This window comes from Natrinema sp. 74 (assembly GCF_046097095.1).
In the GTDB taxonomy this organism is placed as follows: Archaea; Halobacteriota; Halobacteria; order Halobacteriales; family Natrialbaceae; genus Natrinema.
In genome coordinates this window covers 2,692,614-2,713,535 of record NZ_CP175698.1, presented here as the reverse complement: position 1 = coordinate 2,713,535, position 20,922 = coordinate 2,692,614, and the positions used below count along the sequence as shown (strand labels likewise).

The following is a 20,922-nucleotide window of genomic DNA, read 5'->3' as shown; positions in this document are numbered from 1 at the left end:
TTAGAACACCCCGATTCGCGAAGCGACTTCCTGTGCGTCGTCCTCCTCGTCTAAGCGGACGACCGCCTTCTTCTTGCCGTTCATCGTTACCTGCGTGTTGATGTTCCGTACGGAGATCTCGAAGCGCTCCTCGACCTCGTCCTTGATCTCGGGCTTGGTCGCGTCCGGGTTGACGACGAACTGGAGCTTGTTCTCGAAGTCCATGTCGTTCATCGCCTTCTCGGTCACGAGGGGGTGCTCGATGACGCTCATCGGTCAGCCACCTCCTCGAGTGCGCTTTCGGTCCAGACGGTCAGCCGTCCGGGCTGTGCGCCGGGCGCGAGATCCTCGGCGTTGACCTCTGCGGCCGTCGTCACGTCGGCACCGGCGAGGTTCCGGGCCGCACGGGACGGGCCGACCTCGCTCGAGGTGACAAAGAGGATCGACGTCGGGGTCTTGTACTTGCGACCGCGGGTCTTCCCGCGACCCGAGCGGACGCTGCGACCCTCGTCGGCGCGTTCGATGTCGTCCGCGAGGCCGGCAGCCTCGAGGAAGTCGACGACCTCGCGCGTCTTCTCGAGATCCTCGAACTCGTCGTCGACGACGACCGGAATCTCGGCGTCACCGTCGAACTCGTGGCCGCGCTCGGCGACGAGTTCGGCGTCGGTCGTCGCAGCGATCGCACTGCGGACGGCCAGTTTCTTTTCTTTCGTGTTGATCGATTCGGACCAGTCCTTCTCGGCTTTCGGCGGGTGACCCTTCCGCCCCTTGACGGTCTGGGGAACGCGGCGACCGCGACCCTCCTGTCGTGGGACGTGGGCCATGCCTCGGCCGCTACCGAACGATTCGGCCGGCGTTCGGAGGCCGGCGAACTCGTCGGCGCCGTAGTCCTGTTTTCGGTTTGCCTGCGCGGCGCGTACGGCGCGGCCGATCAAGTCCGGGCGGTACTGGGTCTCGAAGACCGCCGGGAGCTCGACCGTGCCCGCGTCCGAGCCGTCCAGGTCTCGTACTGTTGCGTCCATGTGTTATCCCTGGTTGGATGCGGTGGAGACGTAGCGCACCTCGGGGTCGAGGCGCGGCTGTCCTCCGGGTCGGATCGCCGGGCGGAAGCGCACGAGGCGCTTTTCCGGCCCGGGGAGCGAGCCTTTGAGCAACGCGTGCGGCCCGTCGACTTCGCCGTAGTTGACGAAGCCGCCGTCGACCGTCGCGTCTGCGCCGTCGCCGATGTCGACGAGGCGCTTGTTCAGTTCCGTCCGCTGGTGGTAACCGGTCTGGCCCTGCTGGGGGACCGTCGAGCGGACGCGGCTGGGGTTCCAGGGGCCGAGGTTGCCGATGCGGCGACGCCAGCCCTGCCGGGCGTGCTTGCCCTTACGTTTCTGGACGCCCCATCGCTTGACGGGACCCTGAGTCCCTTTCCCTTTCGTGACGCCGCTGGCGTCGACGTACTCGCCAGCACGGAACACGTCGTTCATAACGTGCTCGCCGCCGTCCTCGACGGTCTCGAGGGCGAACTCGAGTCGCTCGTCGACGGAACCGCCGCCGACGCGCGTTTCCATCACGTCCGGTTTCTTCTTTGGCACCGAGGGAACGTCGGCCGGAACCGTGTGGGTGATGACTCGAACGTCGTCGACGCGCCCCTCCTCGTGGAGGCCGCGGAGTTCGTCTTCGGCGGCGTCGGGGTCGTAGTCGTCACCGGGGAGGTCCAGGACGCGGTCGAGTTCAGGAACGAACTCGTCGGTCCAGACCTCGGTTATCGGCTTCTTCCCGTACGGTGTGTCTTCGTACGCTCGCAGTGCAACGGCGCGCATGGGCGGCGTCTCCACGATCGTCACGGGGACGGTCTGTTCCATCCCCTCGGTCGGCGAGTTTGCTTGATCGTCGACCATGACGACGTGGGTCATGCCGGCCTTGTAGCCCGCGAAGCCCTGGAGCGTCGGCTGTCCGTCAGTGTCCGGCCACGAGTTGAAGCGTGGGACCTCGCTGGTCGCACGCTTTCGTGGGCCGAACCCGAGTGAGCCTTTGCGTGGTCTATTTGCTTGTGGCATGCTATCACTCTTGCAGTGAGAGGGGCGCGAGGGTGGCGAACAGAGCCTCCTCCGTTCGCACGACCTCGCTCCCCTGGTTCGGAACCGTGTTCAGCCAGAGGTCGAACCCCGGATCGGCAGTGGGTTCGACTCCGTCATCGTCCGCCCCGTCGAACGACGAGGGGACGGCTGACGCCTCGATTCCGAGGATATCCGGCAGCCCTCGTTCGGGCGCGCCGACGGCGACGGTCATACCATCGCGGTCGACGCGGCCGGCCAGCGTCTCGAGCCGCCCGACGGTGAGCTCTTCACCGAATCGGGAGGCCGCGATGCGAACGCCGGCGTCCTCACGGCCGAGTGCTGCGGAGAGGTCCGTCCGCTCGACCGACAGCCCCGGGAGGGGGCCATCGACGAGCTTCGCCCGGACCGGTCGTCGCGAAGAGATCCTGACGGTCACGCGCTCCCCCTCGGAGACCTCCATCTCCGGAGGCGTGTTGAGGGAGATCGGGTGTTGCAAGCCGCAATTGACCCGGACGCGCCCTTCAGGTCCGACCTCGGTCACGATCCCTTGTCTTGACGACCCCGAATCGTTCGATTCGGAGCCGGTCTGTGACACCGCGCGGAGCGGCGGCAAGACGCCGACGTACTCCAGTTCGTCCCGCATCCCCCAGACCTCGTTGCGGAGGTAGGGCGGCGTTGCGGCGTACCGCAAGACGGTACGAACGAACCCGCCGTCGAATCGCCCGGTTTCGCCCTCCCGATCGGGATAGACGAGCAGGCGATCAGCCCGGAAGATCGTCGCCGCGCGGGCGACGTATCCGAGTTTGCGAGTCGCCTCGCGTTTGTCCTCGGCTTCCCGGCAGAGTGACGACGGAACGAGTACGCTGACAGTCATGCCGAAACGCTTCGGCACCGCGTCACTAGACTGTAGCGATCTATTGCGGAGAGGGTCTTAAAAGAATAGCGGATTCGATTCCGGCTGTCAACGCCTCGCACCCGCGAATTCGTGCCGAACGGACACACTCTCGTTTGGGAATGTATCACCCACACTCTTCGGTGCCGGCGAGAACGACCGACAGTTCACCGATCGTGTCGAGTCGATCGCTCGAGAACCGCCATGCACACGCATGCCGATGCCGGGTTGATTCGCAACCCTTATACATCCTTCCGGCAGTAGGTATGAGTGCAGCGGGGCGCTGGTAGTGTAGTGGTATCACGTGACCTTGCCATGGTCACAACCTGGGTTCAAATCCCAGCCAGCGCATTTCTGTCTCGAGCAAATTCGTGAGCGGCGGAGATCGAATTGATATGGTGAGTGCTGTCGCGACATCGAGTGGAGAGAGCCATCAGACTGCGGTTCAAATCCAGCTAACACGGTTCTGTCGTGAGCAGATCCGTGACACGCGGTGATCGGACTGGAACTCTGCTACTCCAGAGACGGTCAAACGCTGATTTGACCTTTCGGTGATATTTTACGACCAAGTGTAGTTGATCCGCTATGGACCGACGGTGGTTCCTCGCCGCGATCAGCAGCGCTGGCGTGGCGACGACGGTAGGCTGTAGCGTGGTCGGGGGATCGAAAACGCTCTCCGAACCGACCGTCCACACGGAATCAAGCGGGCGGCGCAGTCTCAGTTTCACGTCGAAGGGGACGGAAATCGGCTCGCTGGGCGTCACTGGGACCGTGACATCGGAAGGGATCGATCTTGAGACGGAGCTCTGGCACCGCCGAGACACCGCCGTTCGGTCGATCACGCTCGAGTTTTGGATGCCACCGCGCGGGACGGACAGCGGTACGGCGGTCGCCGTCGTGTCGCCGGTCGAGGGGGATAGCTCGCCACCGCCGTCGGTTTCCCTCTCGTCCCCCCGCCACGAGAGCGGGTCAATCGTCGAGATCGACGATCTGGACGACCTTGCGGACGAGACGATCAACACGCTCGAGTTCATCGTCAGGCCGGGGTCGGAAACCGCGACAACGCTCGTGATCGACGGACGCATCGAACTCGCAAGCGGGGCGTGGTTCGGCAGTGACTACACGCTCGATGGACGGCTTCGGCTGGACTTTCCGGCGCTTCGAAACCAGTAACAGCGGCTATAGTAGTAACTGAAACGATTCACACACTGATCGCAATGCTGTCGTGCGATCTGGTGTGCACTGACGTTCAGTTGCGACTATAGTTTCTGACGATTCTGTCTCGCGTTCGCTACTCCCAGCGAGGGGACGGTCGGAACGCCGTCACTCCGACGACGGGGGCTCTCGAACCGTCAGCACGGGAATCGGCGACGTTCGAACGAGGTGTTCGGTGACGCTGCCGAGGAGGTACCGATCGAAACCCGTCCGGCCGTGCGTGCCGACGACGACGATATCGATGGCATGCTCGTCGATGTACGCGAGGATTGTCTCGTGAACCGACGGGCCGAATTCGACCGTCGCGTCGGCGGGGTCGACGCTGGCGTCGGCGGCGAACGACGACGCATTCGAGAGGACCGCTTCGGCGCTCTCCTCGAGCATCGCCAGCTGAACGTCGCTGCGAACGTCGACGCCGAGGCTCGTCGTGGTGATCACCGACAGCAGGTGCAGGGCGGCGCCGTCCGCGTCGGCGATTTCGACTCCCGTCGCGAGCGCCTCTCGCGCACAGCGGCTGCCGTCGGTCGGGACCAAGACGTCTCGGTACGGCGCAGTGACTTCCCCACCGTCGGGGCGGATCGTCAGTACGGGAACGTTCGCCCGTCGAACGACGCGCTCGGTCGTACTGCCGAGCAGGAACCGCTTGAGGCCCCGGCGGCCATGCGTCGGCATGACGATGAGATCGATGTCACGCGAGTCCGCGTAGTCGACGATCGTGCGGTAGGGCGTTCCCTGGCGGACCTCGGTAACCGTCTCGATCCCGCGTTCCCGTGCGCGATCCGCGGCGTCGCGAACGATCCGCTCGCCCTCTCGCTCGAGGACGTCGACGACGTCGCCCTGCATTTGGATGACGCTGTCCTTGGTCGTGTCCGCCGCGGTGAGGACGTGCACGGTCGCATCGCGTGCACCGGCGATCTCGAGGACGTGGTCAAAGGCGACCGACGCCCCCTCACTGCCGTCGGTTGGAAAGAGAATCTCCGTGAACATGGGACTACCCTCGAACGTTCAGGGTCCCCTCCTCGACGGTCGTTGCAGGTTGCCACCAGACGAGTTCGAACTCGAGGCTCTGGTTCGCCTCCGTGTCTCCCTCGGACCGGTCTGCTTCGGTTTCGAGTTGCCCCATGCGTTCCGCAACGCCGGAAACGAGCTTAAAGCGGGGAGGGACACTCCGGACAACGGGAACATCAGTTCGGCACACCGATCGGCGTTCGTCAGTCGACGGTCACGACGTCCGGTCCGGTCTCGGTCTCGTCGCCGTCTTCGGCGAGGTCCTCGAGCGCCAGCCGTAGGTTCCACTTATTCGCCTTCCAGAACGAGTCGAAGAGGACGCCGAGGACGGGGACGGAGCCGCCGACGGCATCGATGCCCACGTTCGCGACCATGCGAAGCAGCGCCGACCGGGAGACTCCCATGCGAGCGGCTTCGGCGACGATATACAGCGAGACGATCGCTGCGGCGGTGTCGCCGGCTCCGGGAAGAATGCCGACAATCGGGTCGATACCGATGCGAAAGTCCGTCAGCGGCACCCGGATCCCCTCGTCGAGAGTGTGCGCGACGATTCGCATTCGCTCGATCGTTCCCTCGTCGACCGAGTCGGGAAGTTCGCCGTCGATCTCTTCGAATTCGGAAGCGATATTGCTCGTCGTGTCGGTAGCCATGCGACTCGATCGGATACGGATGGGAATAAGCCCGCGGGCGGCCCTGGCAAGCGCAGCGCGGCCGACCGTTACGGTCGCGAGAGCCGTATCCACCTGTCGAGCGTTCCGTTCGCGGACGGGGGGCCGTTCGCGAACTCGAGAACGGAACCGATGGAGACGAACGTGACGAATCGCGGCCATCGTGTGGTCACCGGCAATCACCGGTTGCCGAGAGAAAAGGTCGTGTTATCGAGACCGTCGTCGGTACGCCACGACCGACTATGCGCGTGAAGCCGCAGACGACCCACCGACGACGCGTTTAACATATCTTATTAATCCGGTCGAGTCTCTCACAGATGGCTATCGTTGACCGCGACGAGTGGCTTTTATACTATGAGTAACTACAGTCTAAAACACGATTGAACGATCAGATATAGCAATGCAGACGGAACTCTCACCCGCAGACGGCACGGACGACCTCCAGTACGACCAGACCAACGATCGCTACGTCTTCCACCACGACAGCGATAGCACCGCGACGATCACGACGACGATTGTCCACGCGCTTGCGTCGATCGCGGACACCGACGTCTCACAGGGGGAGTTCTCCCTGTACGACAGCGTCGATCCGGACGCGCTCGAGCGTATCTTCGGCCAGAAGGCCGACGGGACCGAGCGGACGGGCGGGCACATCGCGTTCACCGCCCTCGAGCACGAGGTCTACGTCTACGCGAACGGCGACGTCATCATCTATCCGCCCGCGGAGACCAACCGGCCGGGTCCCGCTCACTGAGTCCAGCCGTTCGACCGCCGGAGCCGCCCTGATCGTTTTTCTGGACGCTACCGCCCCGTGAGCGCCGCGGCTGCGCGGCGTCCACGAATACCCGGTCGAACGGACCGCCACCCCGCAGAGCCGTGCCGCATAGCACGGCTTTAGGGGCGTGCGACGCGTCAGTTGACGCGATGACAGTAGTCGCACTGCTGAGCGTCGCACCGGTGATCGAGGACAGCATGGCCGGCGAGGTCGCGAAGGCCGTCGACGCGCTCGAGGAACACGACGTCAGCTACGAGACGAATCCAATGGGAACGGTGATCGAAGCCGAGACGACCGACGACCTCTTCGCGGCCGCACAGGCGGCCCACGAGGCGGTCGACGCCGATCGAGTGAGTACCGTCCTGAAAATCGACGACAAACGGACGCGAGACGTGCGCGCGTCAGAGAAAGTTGACGCCGTCGAGGAGCGACTCGGTCGGCCGGCCCGGAGCGACGAGTGACCGACACGGCGTCGGGGGATCGATCGGCTCTCGACGACGGCGACTCGAGCCGTCGGTAGTAGAAGAGTATCGTCCGGCTCCGGGCGAAGACTCACGTCCCCAGAGCGAGTTCGTCCGTTCATGAAGCAGACGACGCTCGCGGTCACCGACATGTCCAGTGCGGACTGTGAACGGACCGTGACCGACGTCCTCGAGGCGCTCGACGGAGTGTCCGCGGCGCGAGCGGATCACGAGATCGACGAGGTGCGAGTCGAACACGACGAATCGACGGTCGGCGAGTCGATCCTGACGGGAGCGATCGCAGACGCCGGCTACACCGTCGAGGAGTAGCCGGTCGCAGGACGGGTGGCGGTCCGGCCCGTCGGCCGGTCGCCGAACCCGAACGGACAAACGGTTTTACTACGGAGGCTGAACCCCGTCGCATGGAAAGTCTCAATCGGATGGCGATCGAGCTGGTCGACGAAGCCCTCGATTACGCCGAGGAGCTGAACGTCGGGGCCTACGACCTCGAGAACGAATCGACGGTCCTCGACTTCGGGCTCGAGTTCGACGGCGGGATCGAGGCCGGGCTGCTGTTGACCGAGATCCAGACGGCGGGGATGGCAACGCCGAGCTACGAACTGGGCGAGATCGGCGACGCGTCGGTCCCCTACGTCGAGCTCTCGACGGATCAGCCGGCGCTCTCGCTGCTCTGTTCGCAGAAGGCGGGCTGGGAGCTGACCACCGACGACTTCGAGGGGCTTGGCAGCGGCCCCGCTCGAGCGTTGGTAGCCGAGGAAGACGAGTTCCGCCGCGTCGGCTATACTGACGCCTTCGATCTGACCGCGCTGGCCGTCGAAACGGACGCGGAACCGACCGCAGCCGCGGCCGAGCAGGTCGCCGACCTCGCCGAAGTCGAGCCGAGCAGCGTCTTCCTGCTGGCCTACCGGACTGCGAGCATCGCCGGCAGCATCACGAACGCCGCTCGCGCCGCCGAACTTGCAACGTTCCGCCTCTCGGAACTCGGCTACGACCCTCGTGACATCGTTTCGGCGACCGGACGCGCACCAGTTGCGCCGGTCGCGAGCGACGAGCGGACCGCCATCGCGCGGACGACCGACGCGATCGCCTACGGTGGCCGCGCCCACCTCACTGTCCGCGAAGATGCCGACGTCTTCGACTCAGTGCCGTCGACGGCCGCCGAGGAGCACGGGCGGCCGTTCGGCGCGGTCTTCGACGACCTCGAGTGGAACTTTGCGGAAGTCCCCGCGGACCTCTTTGCGCCTGCGACGGTGACGATCGACGTGATCGGCGGCCCGACCTACGTCCACGGCGAGACTGACGAAGCACTTCTCGTCGACTCCTTCGAGCTGTAGCCGTGCGATTCAAGCCGGTACCCGAACCGCCGGACGATCTCGCGTTCGTCGACACAGTCCGTCGATCCGTCCCCGAAACCGCCGGCACGGTCGACGATTGTTGTGCCCACCTGCTCGCAGAAACTGCCCTCGAAACACGAGACGAGGCGGCGACGTGGCTCACCTTTCTCCGCGCGCTTGAGCTCGCGGCCGAGGAACCGGCGGGCTATCGCCGGCGCGGCCCGGCCCCCGACGAGGGTGCCGGAACCCCGCTCAAGCGCGACCGGCTCCGTCGGACGTTTCGAGAGCGGGTAGACGGAGCCGCGGCGGTGCTCGCCACGCTCGAGGATGCTGAGCGACCGCTGACGGCCGCGAGGGTCGCCGACGCGCTCCACGAAACACAATCGGACGGCGAGCGACGAGCCAGACGGACCCGCGTCGAGGAGGACCGGATAGAACGCCTCCTCGAGTGGGCAGTGCTGCTCGGGCTTGCCGAACGGACCGAAAACGGAGCAGGGTACCGTCTTACGCGTGGGCGTGAGGAGAGATAGACGACTATTCGTCAGAGAGTTGGCCGGGATTCCACTCGCCGTCGAACTCCCGGTGCGTGTACGGCTTGGCGTCCTCGCCGGCGTAGGTGGCGACGAGTTGCCCGTCGCCCTCGAGGTGGTACTTATAGGTCGTCAGGCCCTCGAGGCCGACGGGGCCGCGGGCGTGGATTTTGCCCGTGCTGATGCCGACCTCGGCACCGAGGCCGAACCGGTAGCCGTCGGCGAAGCGGGTCGAGGCGTTGTGGAAGACGCTCGCGGAGTCGATACTGCGCATGAAGGTGCTCGCGCGGTCTTCGTCCTCGGTCACGATCGAGTCGGTGTGCTTCGAGCCGTGGGTAGTGACGTGGTCGATCGCGGTCTCGTGCGAGTCGACGACGCGGACCGAGACGATGAGATCGCCGTATTCGGTGTCCCAGTCGGCCTCGCTTGCGGCCTCGACGTCGACGATCTCGCGAGTTGCCTCGTCGCCGCGGATCTCGACGTCGGCGGTCTCGTAGCGGTCCGCGATGGCCGGCAGGAACTCCTCGGCGACGGCCTCGTGGACCAGCAGCGTCTCGACGGCGTTGCAGACCGCGGGGTACTGGACCTTCGCGTCGAAAGCGATGTCCTCGGCCATCGAGAGGTCCGCATCGTCGTCGACGTAGACGTGGCAGATCCCCTCTGTGTGGCCGAGCACGGGGATGCTCGTGTTGTCCTGAATGTAACTGACGAACGCCGAACTGCCCCGCGGCATGAGGAGATCGATCGCATCGTCCATCTCGAGGAGGGCGTCGACGTCCTCGCGGGCTTCGATGTGCTGGGCCCAGCCGTCGGGGATGCCGGCGTCGGCCGCGGCGTCTTCGATGATCTCGAACAGGATACGATTCGAGTGCAGCGCCTCGCTGCCGCCCTTGAGGATCACCGCGTTGCCCGATTTGAGGGCGAGTGCGGCGATCTGGACGAGCGCGTCGGGCCGGGACTCGAAGACGGTTCCGACGACGCCGATCGGGACGGCGACCTTGTACAGTTCGAGATCGTCGTCGAGTTCGCGGGCCGCGAGCGTCTTTTCGAGGGGGTCGTCCTGGTCGGCGACGCTGCGGACCATCTCGGCGATGCTCTCGATCTTCGACTCCGAGAGCTTCAGCCGGTCGACCAGCGCCTGCGTGTACTCGCCGTCCTCGAGCAGCCGTTCGCCCTCTTCGACGTCTTTCTCGTTTTCCGCGAGGATCTCGTCGGTTCGGGCCTCGATCGCGTCGGCGATCTCGCGGAGCGCACTGCGTCGGTCCTCATCTCCTAGTTTCGCGATCTCTAGGGCCGCGGTCTGTGCCGCTTCGACGTCTCGTTCGATGGCTGTCTCAGTCATCGCTTACACCGTTGATGGGGACGAATACGGTTCCCACGGGTTTGGCAGTAGCGATCTTTGCGAGCACATCGGGCTCGGTCGACTTCGCGATCACCGCGGGAATACCGTGCTCGCTGACGTCGCGTGCGCCTTCGACTTTCGTCTGGATGCCGCCGAACCCGTCGGAGGTCGTCTCCGTGATGATCTCCTGAACCGTGTCGTAGTTGGTGCCGACCGCCTCAATGCGCTCGGCGTCGTCGTCGTCCTTCGGATTGCCGGTGTAGACGCCGCCGACGTCGGTCAGCGTCACCAGCAGGTCGGCGTCGACGCCCATCGTCGTCGCTGCCGAGAGCATGTCATTGTCGCCGATCCGGATCTCCTCGGTCGCGACGGCGTCGTTCTCGTTGATGATCGGAACGACGCCCCAGTCCAGCAGCGTCTCGATCGTGTTCCGCAGGTTCGTAAAGCGCTCGGGGTTCTCGAGGTCGTGCTGGGTCAAGAGCAGTTGCGCGACCTTCCGGTCGTAGCGGTCGAAGCTCTCGGTGTAGCGGTGCATGAGGAGACTCTGGCCGACGGTCGAGAGGGCCTGAGACTCCTCGATGGTCCCGCTTGACTGTTCGATCCGGCCCGTGCCGGCCCCGATCGAGCCCGAGGAGACGAGAATAACCTCCTTGTCCCGCGAGAGGAGGTCCTCGAGGTCGTCGACGAGTTTGTTGAGTTTCTCGTCGTCCAAGTTCGACTCCGAATCGGTCAGGGAGTTCGTCCCGGCCTTGACGACGACGCGCTCGGCGTCGGCCGCGAGCCGTCGCGCCTCGTCGACGGCTGTCTCCTCGAGTCCCTCAAACATCGTCCTCACTGCCGAATTCGGCTGCGAGTTCCGTGGAGCGTTCTTCGGCCGCCGTTACCGCCGCGGCAACGTCTTCCTGAACGTCGCTGTCCCAGAGGACCTCCATTCCCTCGATTGTCGTCCCGTTGGGCGAGCAGACGGCGTCGATCAGGTCGTCTATGTCCTCGTCCGACCGGAGGACCGTCTCGGCGGCCCCTTTAAACGTCTGGGCGGCCAGCGTCTCGGCGTCGGTGTCCTCGAGGCCGCCGTCGACGCCCGCCTCGGCCATCGCCTGAATGAGATAGAAGACGAAGGCCGGGCCGCTACCGTTGACGGCGGTCGCGATGTCCATCTGTGTCTCGTCGATCTCGGCGAATTCGCCGACGTCGGCGAGCAGGTCCCGGACCTCGTCGGGGACATCGTCGCCGGTGACGGCCGCGGCCATGTCCCCCGTCTCGGCCGCGAGGTTCGGCATGATCCGGACGACGTTCGCGTCGGTTCGCGCCTCGACGTAGTCGGTCGGGACGCCGGCGGCGATAGAGAGAAGGGTCTGCTCCGGCGAGAGGTCGAGGTCGTCCAGCACCGCGCCGACGATGGTCGGTTTCACAGCGACGACCACCACATCGGCGTCGGTGGCGTCTGCCACGTCCGACGTGGTTCGCTCGCAGTACTCGGCGACCGACTCGAGGGCGTCGGGATCGAGATCACACGCGGTCACCGTGTGATTCCCGGCCCGAGAGAGGCCCTTGATAAGGGCGCTCCCCATGTTTCCGCAACCGATGACGCTCGTCTGTACCATCTTGTGTAAGGAGAGGAACCGAGGTGAACATACAACTTTGGTTTCGATCGATGTCGGATGGCCGCGTTCGGTCTCGCTCGATCGGCCACACCGGGAGCCGAGTGTGACCGACCGAGGGCCGTGGGGCTGCTCGGATCGAACCGTCCGATGGGCGGCGGACGCGTCGGAGGTGACGGCCGTCCGTTCGCGGTTTCACGAGAACAGCATCGACACTCCGCCCGTAGTCGAATACGAGGGCATCACCCACTGCGAGATCGGGTCCGAATCGAAAACGGTCGCAGTCGAGAAACGCCAGTCTCAACTCGAGCGTCGCACCAAGAGATTTTACTCTTTCCGACTCGTCGTACTGACGAAATGGAATCGCCCTCGCCGACCGAAGCGAAACTCCAGACGCGGATTCGACAGCAGGAGGTCGTCGCCAATCTGGGTCAACAGGCGCTGGAGACGGGGGACATCGACCGGTTGATGCGTGACGCATCGGTCGCAGTCGCAGAGACGCTGGACGTCGAATACTGCAAGGTTCTCGAGTTGCTCCCCGACGGAGAGGAGGTGCTGTTGCGCCAGGGCGTCGGCTGGCAGTCGGGGCTCGTCGGCAATGCGACGGTGCCGACCGACAGGGATTCCCAAGCGGGCTACACGCTCCTCTCGGAGGAGCCGGTCATCGTCGACGATCTCGAGCGCGAGACGCGCTTTTCCGGCCCCGATCTCCTGATCGATCACGACGTGGTAAGTGGTATCAGCGTCGTTATCGGCTCGGTCGAGAGTCCGTGGGGCGTGTTAGGGACCCACACAACTGAGCATCGGGAATTCACCGAACACGACGCGAACTTCGTCCAGAGCGTGGCGAACGTCCTCGCGGCGGCGATCGACCGCGCGGAGACGGAACGGCGACTCCGCGAGCGCGAGGTGCAACTCGAGCGGTACCGGACCTACACCGACGACATCCTGAACGCGGTCGACGACATGTTCTACGTCGTCGACAAGTCGGGACGCTTCCGGCGGTGGAACGAGACGCTGACCGCGGTCACCGGCTACGCCGACGCGGAGATCGAGTCGATGCGGCCACCGGAACTTGTCGCGGAGTCCGACCGGGAAACGCTCGTGAACGGGATCGCGGAGATCTTCGAAACCGGACGCGCACGCGTCAAAGTCGATATTCTGACCAATGACGGCGAGGAGATACCCTACGAGTTCGTCGCGGTTCGGCTCGAGAACCCCGACGGAACCGAGGTGCTGGCCGGAATCGGCCGCGATATCAGCGACCGGAAGGAACGCGAGCGAACGTTGGCCAAGTACGAGACCATCGTCGAGACGATCGACGACGGCATCTACGTCAAAGACGAGGCGGGCCGGTTCACGATGGTTAACGACGCGTACGCGGACCTAACCGGCTACGACCGCGAGGGTCTGCTCGGCGAACACGCCTCGCTCGTCGTCGACGACGAACCGATCGCACAATCGAGGGAACGGCTGTCGGCACCGGTCGACGAACGCGCGAGCGAATCGACCGTCGAAGCCGAACTTGTGACTGCAGACGGCGACCGCGTTCCCGCGGAAGGGACCTTCGCGACGATTGAGACCGCGGACGGTGACCGCGAGGAAGTCGGCGTCGTCAGAGACATCACGGAGCGAAAACGACGCGAGCGAGCGCTCGAGGAATCCGAGCGCCGGTATCGAACGCTCGCGGAGAACTTCCCCAACGGTGCGGTCGGCGTCTACGATCACGACCTGCGATACACGCTGAGCGGCGGGGCGCTTCTTGGCGAGCGCCTGCCCGACGCGGGCCGTCTCGAAGGCAATCGGCTTCCGGAGATTTTTCCCGACGAGACGGTCGCGGATCTCGAACCGCTGTTCCGCGCCGCCGTCGAAGACGGGACCACCGGGAGCGCGACGACGGAACTCGGCGGTTACAGTTGGCGGGTGTGGACGACGCCGCTCCGGAACGCCGACGGCGAGATTTTCGCCGGTCTGAGCTTCGCACAGGACATCACCGAACAGGTCGAGCGCGAGCGTCGACTCGAGGAACTGGTCGACCGGCTCGAGGCGTCGAACGAGCGGTTAGAGCAGTTCGCGTACGCGGCCTCGCACGACCTCCAGGAGCCCCTGCGGATGGTCTCGAGTTACCTCCAGTTACTCGAAGACCGGTACGCCGACGACCTCGATTCCGACGGCCGGGAGTTCATCGCGTTCGCTGTCGACGGAGCCGAGCGCATGCGGGAGATGATCGACGGCCTCCTCGCGTACTCCCGCGTCGAAACGCGGGGCAATCCGTTCGAACCCGTCGACCTTGAGGCCGTCCTCGAAGACGTGCTCGCGGACCTGCAGATGCGGATCGAGGAAAGCGGTGCCAAGATCACGGTCACGTCGCTCCCCCGCGTCGCGGGCGATGCGAGCCAGCTCCGGCAGGTGTTTCAGAACCTGTTGTCGAACGCGATCGAATACAGCGGCGACGGGCCGCCACAGGTCGACGTCGACGCGAACCGGCGCGGCGAGGAGTGGGTGATCTCGGTCCGCGACGACGGGATCGGTATCGCCCCAGAAGACCACGACCGGGTGTTTACGGTGTTCGATCGCCTGCACAGCCACGAGGAGTACGACGGCGCGGGCATCGGCCTCGCGCTTTGCGAGCGGATCATCGAACGCCACGGCGGCGACATCTGGGTCGAATCCGCCGCCGGTGACGGTGCGACGTTCTCGTTTACGCTGTCCGCTTCGAGCACGGACGACGGCGAGAACGATCGGTGACACGATCGGTCGAACCGTCGCTCCGAGCGCGCTACAGCGCCTGTAGACCCGATCACTGTGAAAAATAGCCGACCGACCGGCGGTCAGTCGCTGCTTCCGGCTGCCGCCTGCTGTTCTTTCACGTGTTCGACGATCTCCCCCGTCTCGGAGACGAATGCCTCGTGATCGACCTCCGCGCCGTGAAGAACCGACGAGAACAACCGAACGTTGCCGGCGATCGCGACCGCCTCTTCCATCTCGGCCGCCGTTACGTCCTCGAGTTCTGCTTCCGCCCGGTGGAAGTGCGTGCAGTACGGACACTGGATGGCCGCCGCGGCGCTGAGCGCGGCGAGCGCTTTCTCCCGTTGTGTCAGCTCCGTCTCCTCGAGCTCGAGGTCGCGGACGATCCCCCAGCTATGGTCCGCGGCCGGTTCCGGCATCGCCGCGAGCCAGCTCGGAACCTGGCCGAGGTATGCTTCTATCTCCGTCTCCGTTTCACTCGATACCATGAGTCTTACCCCCTCGTGGGTTTCGCGTTCGTCGCCGGTGCGCGAGGGAACCGGGACGGGAGCGGAAACCCGTCCATTCGTACGATTCGAGGAGCAATCAAGCTGTCACACTAGCATTTGATATGGAATCCGATAGATTTGACAACGCACGTCCTAACGATACGACCGATCCGACTCGGATCCAGCCGCCGGCGACCGGCTCCGGCAGCATGCGACGGAGGCCGGCCGAGACGCGACTCAGACGGTCCACTGGCGGCAGTTTCGACGTCCTTGGGACCCGCTATCGGGGGGCATTACCCAGTGACAGCAGCGGGACGCCGGTACCCGGTGATAGCAGCCCGTCTTAGTCCATCGGATGAACGTCGGTCACCGTTCCGACGCCCTTGCTCCGACCTTCGCGGAAGACGAACTTCTGGCCCTCCTCGACGAGGTACGGCCGGAACTTGAACCGGACGGTGGTCTCGCCGGTGTCGCCAGGTAGCAGCCGGCCGTTCTCGGGGTAGAAGGCTGCGGCCTCGCCGATCGTCTCGAGGTGGACGACGGGTTCGTACCCCTCGCCGATGCGAGTGGGATGGTTGAGCACCATGACTTCGGCTTCGAACTCGCGGACGGGGTCGGGGTCGGCGTCGCGGGGCAACAGGACCATCCCGCGTTCGATGGCGCTTTCCTTGATTCCCTTGAGCGCGATGCCGACGATCCGGCCGGCTTGGGCCTCGTCGACCCGGTGGTAGTGCATCTCGATCGAGCGGACTTCGACCTCCTGAAAGCGGCCGTCGGACATGGGACCGATCAAGAGTTCGTCGCCGGCTTCGACCTCTCCCGCCATGACCGTCCCCGAGGCGACCGCGCCGACGCCGGTCACCGAGTAGCTGCGGTCGACGTACATCCGGAACTCGCCCGCGTCGGTGGCGGTCTTGGGGAGGCGGTCGAACAGTTCGTCCAGCGTCTCTAAGCCCTCCATCGTGATCGCGCTCGTTTCGACGATGGGGACGACCCGCTCGTTGATTTCCTCGACGGCGGCGTCGGTGCCGTGGCGGGAGACGCGCAGCGGCGACTTGTCGACCTCCCGGAGGAGGCGTTCGACCTCCCGTTCGACCTCCTCGATGCGCTCATCGCTGACGGTGTCGGTCTTCGTGATCGCGACGATCGTCGGCAGGTCGGTCGCGAGCAAGACGCCGAGGTGTTCCCGCGTCGTGCGGGTCGGGCCGTCGTCGGCGGCGACGGTCAGTAGCCCGTAGTCGAGTTTCTGCCCGACGAGTCCGCGGATCGTCGTCCGGAGCCACGGCTCGTGGCCGACGGTGTCGACGAACGAGACCAGCCGGTCGGCCTCCTGGACGACCTCCGCGCGGTCGGCCTTACGATTGGGATTTCGCACCCGGACCGGTCCCTCGTCGTCGAAGCCGTAGACCGCGTAGGAGAGGTCGGCGGAGAGGCCCCGCTCGACCTCGTGGGGCTGGACGTCGAGAAACGCGCGAGTCGCCCCGTCGCCGTCGTCGGGTTTGCCCGTGACGAGCGAGCCGACGAGGGTACTCTTCCCGTGGTCGACGTGGCCGGCGGTCCCGACGACGACGTGTTCGTCGTCGGTCTCGAGGACGCCGCCCTCCTGTATCTGAGCGACGCCGACTAACCCACGCTCGGCCGTCTCCGACGGTCGCTCTGCTTCGGACTCGACCGAGTCCGAAACCCCGTTGATCCCCCACGTCTGTACGTCCTCGATGTGTGCGTCGGCCTCCTCGGCCAACAGCGAGAGGACGTCCATCGTCTCGGAGAAGGTATCGGGATCGACGCCGGCGAGGCCGCCGTCGTCGGTGACCCCGACGACGTAGGTCGCTTCGCCGTCGCCGGACAGCAGGCGGTGGCGGAGTTGCGCGGCCAGACTCTCCCGTCGTCCACCCTCGAGGTGGACGTCTCGTGATAAGCGTTCCTTGAATTCGACGTTGCCACCGTCCTGTTCGCCACGGTCCAGGGCTCGCTCGAGGAGAGCCCGGTCACGGCTCATAGTCCCTGGTATGGAGGCACACGGCAAAAGCCTTCCCATATTTTGGCAACGTTTGTCATGGTACAACTCCAACGTGGCGGAAAAATACGCCGGTACCTGCTCGACTACGGACGCCGTCTACGATCTCCGGTCGAGGTGCCCCGGTCGAGGAACCGCTCTAAACTGCCGGGCCCGCTTTCAAGCCCCTCGAGCGCGTACGTCGAGCTATGAGCGTCAGCGGCCTTTGTCAGATCTGCGAATCACGCCCCGCACAGGAGCGGTGTCCCAACTGTGGCACGCTCGCGTGTGAGGTCCACTACGACGACGAACTGGGGCTCTGTGCCGACTGCGCCGCACAGGCACAGCCGGGCCGGTCCGAGGACGTAGACATCAACCGGTTCTGACCGCGCCGAACCGCCGAATGACCTCCATCCGCGACCTGCTCGGCGAGTCTCTCGGCGTCGGCGAGACCCATCGCCTCCGGCTCGTAGAGCGCGACGGAACCCTCGTGGCCAACCATCCGAACGACGCCAGTCCGATGGACGTCGCCGTCGTCGAGGGGCTTGATCTGCTCGAGGAACGGCCGCCGACGAGCCCCGTCGCGGTCGAAATCGTTGGACGGGTGGTCGACGATCAGATCGCGGGGCGGGTAGTAGACGCCGACCCCGGCAACGCTGCGAAATCGGACAACGGCGAGGCGAGCCGCTAGTTCTCCCGATATTGATTGAGCCGCTTTTTGAGACGCTTCGCGGCCTGACCGCTGGCGCTGGCGAACTTCTCGCCGTCGTCGTCTCGCGGCATCGCCGCTTGACTGTCCGAGGCGCTTTGCGCCTCGCTATCTTCTCCTGCGAAAATAATTCCGCGCGAGGAGTTGACGAGTCCGACGCCGTCGGCCAGACCGTGCTCGACGGCCGCCTCGGCGTCGCCGCCTTGCGCGCCGATGCCGGGGACGAGGAAGGGCAGATCGGGCACCTGCTCGCGCAACTCCTCGAGTTCTTCGGGTTGCGTTGCACCTACGACGAGCCCGACGTTGTCGTTCTCGTTCCATAAATCAGCCAGCGCGGCCACCCGCTCGTAGACGGGTTCGCCGGTCTCGAGTTCGAGGTCCTGTAGGTCCGCGCCGCCCGGGTTCGAGGTGCGACAGAGGACGAACACGCCCGACTCCTCGTCCGCCAGAAACGGCTGCAGCGAGTCCCGCCCCATGTAGGGGTTGACGGTGATCGCGTCGACCGTCTCGAGCAGTTTCGCGTACTGGCGGGTCGTGTTCCCGATGTCGGCGCGCTTGGCGTCCAGCAAGACCGGCACGTCCTTGCCGCGGGCGTAGGCGACGGTCTCCTCGAGCGCCTGCCAGCCGTCCGGATCCTCGTAGAAGGCGGCGTTGGGTTTGAAGACGGCGGCGTGCTCGTGGGTCGCGTCGATGATGCGACGGTTGAACGCCCATCGGGGGAGGTCGTGCTCTCGCAGGTGGTCGGGGAGACGCGACGGGTCGGGATCGAGGCCGACGGAGACGACGCTGTCGACCGTCCGAATGCGGTCGTGCAAGCGGTCGAAGAAGTTCATGGCGGGAGTGGCCCCGCGACGGTCGAAAAGGTTGCTATCCCTCGGCCGACGGACGCGAAGCCGACCGACGAGAGCATGTCATGGTACACCTAGCCGGCCCAAATACTTTAGACGCCAAGTACTTCGTTCGCTCGCTAACGTGTACTGGTATGGAAATTCGACGAGACGCAATGTCGCTCTCACAGCGCCTCCGCGAACGGGTCCGATCGACGTTGACGAACGACCCCGAGCCGGCGGTCGATGAGACGGAGACCGCCGGCCGCGAAAGCGGGCGCAGTGTCTCGGACTCGTTCGGTAATCTCTTCCATTGCTCTCGGTGCAGTGTCGTCTACATCGCGACGGAAAAGCGGGTCTGCTCGCAGTGCGAAGAGGATGTCGAACAGGTCCGATCGACGCTGGCCTGTCAGGGGCCATAAACGCCGGCCGGCACACTCCTGTCGCCGACTACGCCTCGAGGAGTTCGATCAGGTTCCCTTCGGGATCTCGCAGGAACATGATTTTCGTGCCGCTCTCGGTCGTCCGGGGCTCGCTGATCGTCAGAACGTCGTCGGGCAGATCCGAGGCGAACCGATCGAGATCGTCGACCGAGAGGCCGACGTGCGTCGCGCCCGGCCGGTTTAGTTCCGCGGCCGGAGACTCGTTCGCCTCGGGATCGTACTCGACGAGTTCGATCCGCGTCCCGTCGGCCTCGAGATGGGCGAAATCGGCGCTCGCACCGTCGACCCCGACGGCGTCTGCGAACGCCTCGCCGCCGACGCCGAACCGATCGGCGATTTCGAGGTCGAGGACGTCCCGATAGAACGCGAGCGTCTCCGCGAGGTTCGTGACGGTGATGCCGACGTGGTGTGCGCTGGGGCGTGCCATAGGTGGGACGTGCGAGCGCGCCGGAAAAACGCTTCCGTCTGCGCCGTCCGGTGGTCTGTCGTCCACGGCCCGGCTCAGTCTCCCTCGAGGAACTCGCGAAGCCGATCGCCGTAGGCGTCCGGCCGGTCGGCCATGACCCAGTGGTTCGCGTCGTCCAGCCCGACGAGGTCGGCGTCCGAAATATCGTCTTCGAGCCGCTCGGCGTAGGAGATCGCCTGAAATTCGTCGTCGGCACCCCACAGCAGCAGCGTCCGGGCCGAAATCTCGCTCGGGTCGATCTCCGTCGTATGGCTCGTGTTCGTCCCGATGGCGTTGCGCGACAGCGAGATCATCGCTTCCTCGGACGCCCACGGCGCGAGCATCCCCTCGATGAACGTCTCGTCGGGGTCACCGGACAGGGTGTCCCGGAAGAGCCCCTCGAGCATCTCTTGGAGGTCGTCGACGCTCATCTCGTTGATCGTCGACGGCAGTCCGAGATCGACGATCGTCTCGATCGGCCACGAGTCGTAGCTGACCGCGTTCGAGAGCACGAGCCGATCGACCGTGTCGGGGTTGTGTGCCGCGTACCGAAGCCCCACGCCGCCGCCGAGGTCGTGGCCAACGAACGTCAGCGACTCGAGGCCCAGTTCGTCGACGAGTCCGTCGAGCAGCACCTCCTGGGCTCGGATCGAGCGGTCGAAGCCGTCGTGCATCGCCGAGTTGCCGTAGCCGACCATGTCCGGCGCGATGACTCGGTAGTCGTCGGCCAGCGGCGGTGCGATCTCGTGCCAGAGGAACGACGACGTCGGAATGCCGTGACAGAACACGATCGGCTCGCCGTCGCCATCGTCGTAGTAGGCGACCTCGAGGTCGTGTTCGTCGACGGTGACGGTCGCCGTCTCCTGGTTTTCGGACCACGTTTCGTAATCCATACCGCGTCGCACTCCCATGCCGACGCCAATAGTGCTTTCACCGGTCGGCGTTCGAACGAGTCTCCGGCCTGCGGATCCCAGCTACCGGACTGGGCCCCAGCTACCGGGCTGGGTCCCCGCTTCCGGGCCGGGTCGATTCCACGTCGTCGTCACGGCCGCGACGGGCGCGGGTCTGCCTCCGCGAACCGGTCGCCGTTTAGCGAATAGATCTGCTGTCTGGCGTCCGAAAACGAGATCTGCGAGTCGACAAGATCGCGTTTCTCGAGTTGTTTGATCGCGTAGCGCACCGTTCGGGCGGGGAGCATCGTCTCCTCGACGAGGCGGGACTGAGTGAGCGAGCCCTCGTACGCGAGAACCGTCAACACCAGTTTGGCGCTTGGGGGAGTCTCGTCGACGGCGTCCGGGGCGGTCTCGGCAGTGAGAACGATCTGATCGGTCATCGATCGATCCGTGGCGACGGATCGCCTTCAATGACTCCCTGCGATGGGTCGGGTCTGCACAA

General features: G+C 65.2%; 26 protein-coding genes and 1 tRNA gene. 11 read left to right on the top strand and 16 right to left on the bottom strand.

Going from position 1 to position 20,922, the window contains the following annotated elements:
- Genes ACJ70B_RS13565 through ACJ70B_RS13550 form a run of 4 tightly spaced genes read right to left on the bottom strand, consistent with a single transcriptional unit; the run spans position 1 to position 2,898 of the window.
- On the bottom strand, positions 1 to 252 hold the full coding sequence (locus tag ACJ70B_RS13565) for a 50S ribosomal protein L23 (RefSeq protein ID WP_408957525.1): 252 nt from the start codon (positions 250 to 252) through the stop codon (positions 1 to 3).
- Positions 249 to 1,001 (bottom strand): 50S ribosomal protein L4, encoded by a 753-nt coding sequence (gene rpl4p, locus ACJ70B_RS13560; RefSeq protein ID WP_408957524.1) that lies wholly within the window; start codon positions 999 to 1,001, stop codon positions 249 to 251. Before rpl4p ends, ACJ70B_RS13565 begins: the two co-directional genes overlap by 4 nt.
- Before the next feature lie 3 nt (positions 1,002 to 1,004).
- On the bottom strand, positions 1,005 to 2,024 hold the full coding sequence (locus tag ACJ70B_RS13555; RefSeq protein WP_408957523.1) for a 50S ribosomal protein L3: 1,020 nt from the start codon (positions 2,022 to 2,024) through the stop codon (positions 1,005 to 1,007).
- 4 nt (positions 2,025 to 2,028) lie between these two features.
- Complete coding sequence (locus ACJ70B_RS13550; RefSeq protein ID WP_408957522.1) at positions 2,029 to 2,898, bottom strand: putative RNA uridine N3 methyltransferase; 870 nt, start codon at positions 2,896 to 2,898, stop codon at positions 2,029 to 2,031.
- Between the two features lie 298 nt (positions 2,899 to 3,196).
- On the opposite strand from ACJ70B_RS13550, the gene ACJ70B_RS13545 reads away from it, so the two are divergent.
- Both ACJ70B_RS13545 and ACJ70B_RS13540 read left to right on the top strand, forming a co-directional pair.
- A tRNA-Gly gene (locus ACJ70B_RS13545) sits at positions 3,197 to 3,267 on the top strand.
- Positions 3,268 to 3,501: 234 nt separating this feature from the next.
- Positions 3,502 to 4,089 carry a hypothetical protein gene (locus ACJ70B_RS13540; RefSeq protein ID WP_408957521.1) on the top strand — a complete coding sequence of 196 codons (588 nt, stop codon included), beginning with the start codon at positions 3,502 to 3,504 and terminating at the stop codon, positions 4,087 to 4,089.
- A gap of 150 nt (positions 4,090 to 4,239) precedes the next feature.
- Here ACJ70B_RS13540 and ACJ70B_RS13535 read toward each other — a convergent pair whose 3' ends face one another.
- The 3 genes from ACJ70B_RS13535 to ACJ70B_RS13525 all read right to left on the bottom strand — a co-directional run bounded on the left by ACJ70B_RS13535 (position 4,240) and on the right by ACJ70B_RS13525 (position 5,789).
- Positions 4,240 to 5,118: a universal stress protein gene (locus ACJ70B_RS13535; protein WP_408957520.1), complete on the bottom strand. Its 879-nt coding sequence runs from the start codon at positions 5,116 to 5,118 to the stop codon at positions 4,240 to 4,242.
- Between the two features lie 4 nt (positions 5,119 to 5,122).
- A complete protein-coding gene (locus ACJ70B_RS13530; protein WP_408957519.1) occupies positions 5,123 to 5,254 on the bottom strand; it encodes a hypothetical protein in 132 nt (43 codons plus the stop codon).
- Between the two features lie 88 nt (positions 5,255 to 5,342).
- Entirely contained in the window at positions 5,343 to 5,789 is a 447-nt protein-coding gene (locus tag ACJ70B_RS13525; protein ID WP_408957518.1) for a DUF4112 domain-containing protein, read from the bottom strand.
- 418 nt (positions 5,790 to 6,207) lie between these two features.
- On the opposite strand from ACJ70B_RS13525, the gene ACJ70B_RS13520 reads away from it, so the two are divergent.
- From ACJ70B_RS13520 to ACJ70B_RS13500, 5 genes are all read left to right on the top strand, one after another.
- Positions 6,208 to 6,561: a HalOD1 output domain-containing protein gene (locus ACJ70B_RS13520; protein WP_408957517.1), complete on the top strand. Its 354-nt coding sequence runs from the start codon at positions 6,208 to 6,210 to the stop codon at positions 6,559 to 6,561.
- Positions 6,562 to 6,731: 170 nt separating this feature from the next.
- Positions 6,732 to 7,043 (top strand): MTH1187 family thiamine-binding protein, encoded by a 312-nt coding sequence (locus ACJ70B_RS13515; protein WP_408957516.1) that lies wholly within the window; start codon positions 6,732 to 6,734, stop codon positions 7,041 to 7,043.
- 120 nt (positions 7,044 to 7,163) lie between these two features.
- Positions 7,164 to 7,373, top strand: a complete 210-nt coding sequence (locus ACJ70B_RS13510; RefSeq protein ID WP_408957515.1) for a heavy-metal-associated domain-containing protein — start codon at positions 7,164 to 7,166, stop codon at positions 7,371 to 7,373.
- 92 nt (positions 7,374 to 7,465) lie between these two features.
- Positions 7,466 to 8,398: a methenyltetrahydromethanopterin cyclohydrolase gene (mch, locus tag ACJ70B_RS13505; RefSeq protein WP_408957514.1), complete on the top strand. Its 933-nt coding sequence runs from the start codon at positions 7,466 to 7,468 to the stop codon at positions 8,396 to 8,398.
- A 2-nt stretch (positions 8,399 to 8,400) separates the two neighbouring features.
- The gene (locus ACJ70B_RS13500) at positions 8,401 to 8,928 is read left to right on the top strand and encodes a hypothetical protein (RefSeq protein WP_408957513.1); all 528 of its coding nucleotides are present in this window, start codon (positions 8,401 to 8,403) and stop codon (positions 8,926 to 8,928) included.
- A 4-nt stretch (positions 8,929 to 8,932) separates the two neighbouring features.
- Here ACJ70B_RS13500 and ACJ70B_RS13495 read toward each other — a convergent pair whose 3' ends face one another.
- Genes ACJ70B_RS13495 through proC form a run of 3 tightly spaced genes read right to left on the bottom strand, consistent with a single transcriptional unit; the run spans position 8,933 to position 11,874 of the window.
- Positions 8,933 to 10,270, bottom strand: coding sequence for a glutamate-5-semialdehyde dehydrogenase (locus ACJ70B_RS13495; RefSeq protein ID WP_408957512.1), 1,338 nt, complete (start codon positions 10,268 to 10,270; stop codon positions 8,933 to 8,935).
- The gene (proB, locus tag ACJ70B_RS13490; protein WP_408957511.1) at positions 10,263 to 11,096 is read right to left on the bottom strand and encodes a glutamate 5-kinase; all 834 of its coding nucleotides are present in this window, start codon (positions 11,094 to 11,096) and stop codon (positions 10,263 to 10,265) included. The genes ACJ70B_RS13495 and proB overlap by 8 nt, the downstream gene beginning before the upstream one ends.
- Positions 11,089 to 11,874 (bottom strand): pyrroline-5-carboxylate reductase, encoded by a 786-nt coding sequence (gene proC / locus ACJ70B_RS13485; RefSeq protein ID WP_408957510.1) that lies wholly within the window; start codon positions 11,872 to 11,874, stop codon positions 11,089 to 11,091. The genes proB and proC overlap by 8 nt, the downstream gene beginning before the upstream one ends.
- A 354-nt stretch (positions 11,875 to 12,228) precedes the next feature.
- Here proC and ACJ70B_RS13480 point away from each other — a divergent pair, with 354 nt between their 5' ends.
- The gene (locus ACJ70B_RS13480) at positions 12,229 to 14,619 is read left to right on the top strand and encodes a PAS domain S-box protein (protein WP_408957509.1); all 2,391 of its coding nucleotides are present in this window, start codon (positions 12,229 to 12,231) and stop codon (positions 14,617 to 14,619) included.
- An 83-nt stretch (positions 14,620 to 14,702) separates the two neighbouring features.
- On the opposite strand, the gene ACJ70B_RS13475 is transcribed toward ACJ70B_RS13480, so the two are convergent.
- Positions 14,703 to 15,107: a carboxymuconolactone decarboxylase family protein gene (locus tag ACJ70B_RS13475; protein WP_408957508.1), complete on the bottom strand. Its 405-nt coding sequence runs from the start codon at positions 15,105 to 15,107 to the stop codon at positions 14,703 to 14,705.
- 343 nt (positions 15,108 to 15,450) lie between these two features.
- Positions 15,451 to 17,106, bottom strand: a complete 1,656-nt coding sequence (locus ACJ70B_RS13470) for a GTPBP1 family GTP-binding protein (protein WP_408957507.1) — start codon at positions 17,104 to 17,106, stop codon at positions 15,451 to 15,453.
- A gap of 206 nt (positions 17,107 to 17,312) precedes the next feature.
- Between ACJ70B_RS13470 and ACJ70B_RS13465 the strand changes: the two genes are divergently transcribed.
- Both ACJ70B_RS13465 and ACJ70B_RS13460 read left to right on the top strand, forming a co-directional pair.
- The gene (locus ACJ70B_RS13465; protein ID WP_408957506.1) at positions 17,313 to 17,489 is read left to right on the top strand and encodes a hypothetical protein; all 177 of its coding nucleotides are present in this window, start codon (positions 17,313 to 17,315) and stop codon (positions 17,487 to 17,489) included.
- 17 nt (positions 17,490 to 17,506) lie between these two features.
- A complete protein-coding gene (locus tag ACJ70B_RS13460) occupies positions 17,507 to 17,794 on the top strand; it encodes a hypothetical protein (RefSeq protein ID WP_408957505.1) in 288 nt (95 codons plus the stop codon).
- Here the strand turns inward: ACJ70B_RS13460 and pyrF are convergent.
- A complete protein-coding gene (gene pyrF / locus ACJ70B_RS13455; RefSeq protein ID WP_408957504.1) occupies positions 17,791 to 18,645 on the bottom strand; it encodes an orotidine-5'-phosphate decarboxylase in 855 nt (284 codons plus the stop codon). The genes ACJ70B_RS13460 and pyrF overlap by 4 nt on opposite strands.
- A gap of 149 nt (positions 18,646 to 18,794) precedes the next feature.
- Between pyrF and ACJ70B_RS13450 the strand changes: the two genes are divergently transcribed.
- A complete protein-coding gene (locus ACJ70B_RS13450; RefSeq protein WP_408957503.1) occupies positions 18,795 to 19,061 on the top strand; it encodes a hypothetical protein in 267 nt (88 codons plus the stop codon).
- 28 nt (positions 19,062 to 19,089) lie between these two features.
- Here ACJ70B_RS13450 and ACJ70B_RS13445 read toward each other — a convergent pair whose 3' ends face one another.
- The 3 genes from ACJ70B_RS13445 to ACJ70B_RS13435 form a co-directional block, all read right to left on the bottom strand.
- A complete protein-coding gene (locus ACJ70B_RS13445; protein ID WP_408957502.1) occupies positions 19,090 to 19,509 on the bottom strand; it encodes a VOC family protein in 420 nt (139 codons plus the stop codon).
- Between the two features lie 74 nt (positions 19,510 to 19,583).
- Entirely contained in the window at positions 19,584 to 20,420 is an 837-nt protein-coding gene (locus ACJ70B_RS13440) for an alpha/beta fold hydrolase (protein WP_408957501.1), read from the bottom strand.
- 149 nt (positions 20,421 to 20,569) lie between these two features.
- Entirely contained in the window at positions 20,570 to 20,860 is a 291-nt protein-coding gene (locus tag ACJ70B_RS13435) for a MarR family transcriptional regulator (RefSeq protein WP_408957500.1), read from the bottom strand.
- Positions 20,861 to 20,922 lie beyond the last annotated feature (62 nt).

Bases quoted from the DNA above. Each gene is read 5' to 3' on its own strand.
- ACJ70B_RS13550 (WP_408957522.1), bottom strand. From the start codon at position 2,898: ATGACTGTCAGCGTACTCGTTCCGTCGTCACTCTGCCGGGAAGCCGAG.
- ACJ70B_RS13445 (WP_408957502.1), bottom strand. From the start codon at position 19,509: ATGGCACGCCCCAGCGCACACCACGTCGGCATCACCGTCACGAACCTC.
- ACJ70B_RS13530 (WP_408957519.1), bottom strand. From the start codon at position 5,254: ATGGGGCAACTCGAAACCGAAGCAGACCGGTCCGAGGGAGACACGGAG.
- ACJ70B_RS13440 (WP_408957501.1), bottom strand. From the start codon at position 20,420: ATGGATTACGAAACGTGGTCCGAAAACCAGGAGACGGCGACCGTCACC.
- ACJ70B_RS13555 (WP_408957523.1), bottom strand. From the start codon at position 2,024: ATGCCACAAGCAAATAGACCACGCAAAGGCTCACTCGGGTTCGGCCCA.
- mch (WP_408957514.1), top strand. From the start codon at position 7,466: ATGGAAAGTCTCAATCGGATGGCGATCGAGCTGGTCGACGAAGCCCTC.
- rpl4p (WP_408957524.1), bottom strand. From the start codon at position 1,001: ATGGACGCAACAGTACGAGACCTGGACGGCTCGGACGCGGGCACGGTC.
- ACJ70B_RS13450 (WP_408957503.1), top strand. From the start codon at position 18,795: ATGGAAATTCGACGAGACGCAATGTCGCTCTCACAGCGCCTCCGCGAA.
- ACJ70B_RS13565 (WP_408957525.1), bottom strand. From the start codon at position 252: ATGAGCGTCATCGAGCACCCCCTCGTGACCGAGAAGGCGATGAACGAC.
- proB (WP_408957511.1), bottom strand. From the start codon at position 11,096: ATGTTTGAGGGACTCGAGGAGACAGCCGTCGACGAGGCGCGACGGCTC.
- ACJ70B_RS13520 (WP_408957517.1), top strand. From the start codon at position 6,208: ATGCAGACGGAACTCTCACCCGCAGACGGCACGGACGACCTCCAGTAC.
- ACJ70B_RS13465 (WP_408957506.1), top strand. From the start codon at position 17,313: ATGAGCGTCAGCGGCCTTTGTCAGATCTGCGAATCACGCCCCGCACAG.
- ACJ70B_RS13540 (WP_408957521.1), top strand. From the start codon at position 3,502: ATGGACCGACGGTGGTTCCTCGCCGCGATCAGCAGCGCTGGCGTGGCG.
- proC (WP_408957510.1), bottom strand. From the start codon at position 11,874: ATGGTACAGACGAGCGTCATCGGTTGCGGAAACATGGGGAGCGCCCTT.
- ACJ70B_RS13435 (WP_408957500.1), bottom strand. From the start codon at position 20,860: ATGACCGATCAGATCGTTCTCACTGCCGAGACCGCCCCGGACGCCGTC.
- ACJ70B_RS13525 (WP_408957518.1), bottom strand. From the start codon at position 5,789: ATGGCTACCGACACGACGAGCAATATCGCTTCCGAATTCGAAGAGATC.
- ACJ70B_RS13475 (WP_408957508.1), bottom strand. From the start codon at position 15,107: ATGGTATCGAGTGAAACGGAGACGGAGATAGAAGCATACCTCGGCCAG.
- pyrF (WP_408957504.1), bottom strand. From the start codon at position 18,645: ATGAACTTCTTCGACCGCTTGCACGACCGCATTCGGACGGTCGACAGC.
- ACJ70B_RS13470 (WP_408957507.1), bottom strand. From the start codon at position 17,106: ATGAGCCGTGACCGGGCTCTCCTCGAGCGAGCCCTGGACCGTGGCGAA.
- ACJ70B_RS13510 (WP_408957515.1), top strand. From the start codon at position 7,164: ATGAAGCAGACGACGCTCGCGGTCACCGACATGTCCAGTGCGGACTGT.
- ACJ70B_RS13480 (WP_408957509.1), top strand. From the start codon at position 12,229: ATGGAATCGCCCTCGCCGACCGAAGCGAAACTCCAGACGCGGATTCGA.
- ACJ70B_RS13495 (WP_408957512.1), bottom strand. From the start codon at position 10,270: ATGACTGAGACAGCCATCGAACGAGACGTCGAAGCGGCACAGACCGCG.
- ACJ70B_RS13460 (WP_408957505.1), top strand. From the start codon at position 17,507: ATGACCTCCATCCGCGACCTGCTCGGCGAGTCTCTCGGCGTCGGCGAG.
- ACJ70B_RS13535 (WP_408957520.1), bottom strand. From the start codon at position 5,118: ATGTTCACGGAGATTCTCTTTCCAACCGACGGCAGTGAGGGGGCGTCG.
- ACJ70B_RS13515 (WP_408957516.1), top strand. From the start codon at position 6,732: ATGACAGTAGTCGCACTGCTGAGCGTCGCACCGGTGATCGAGGACAGC.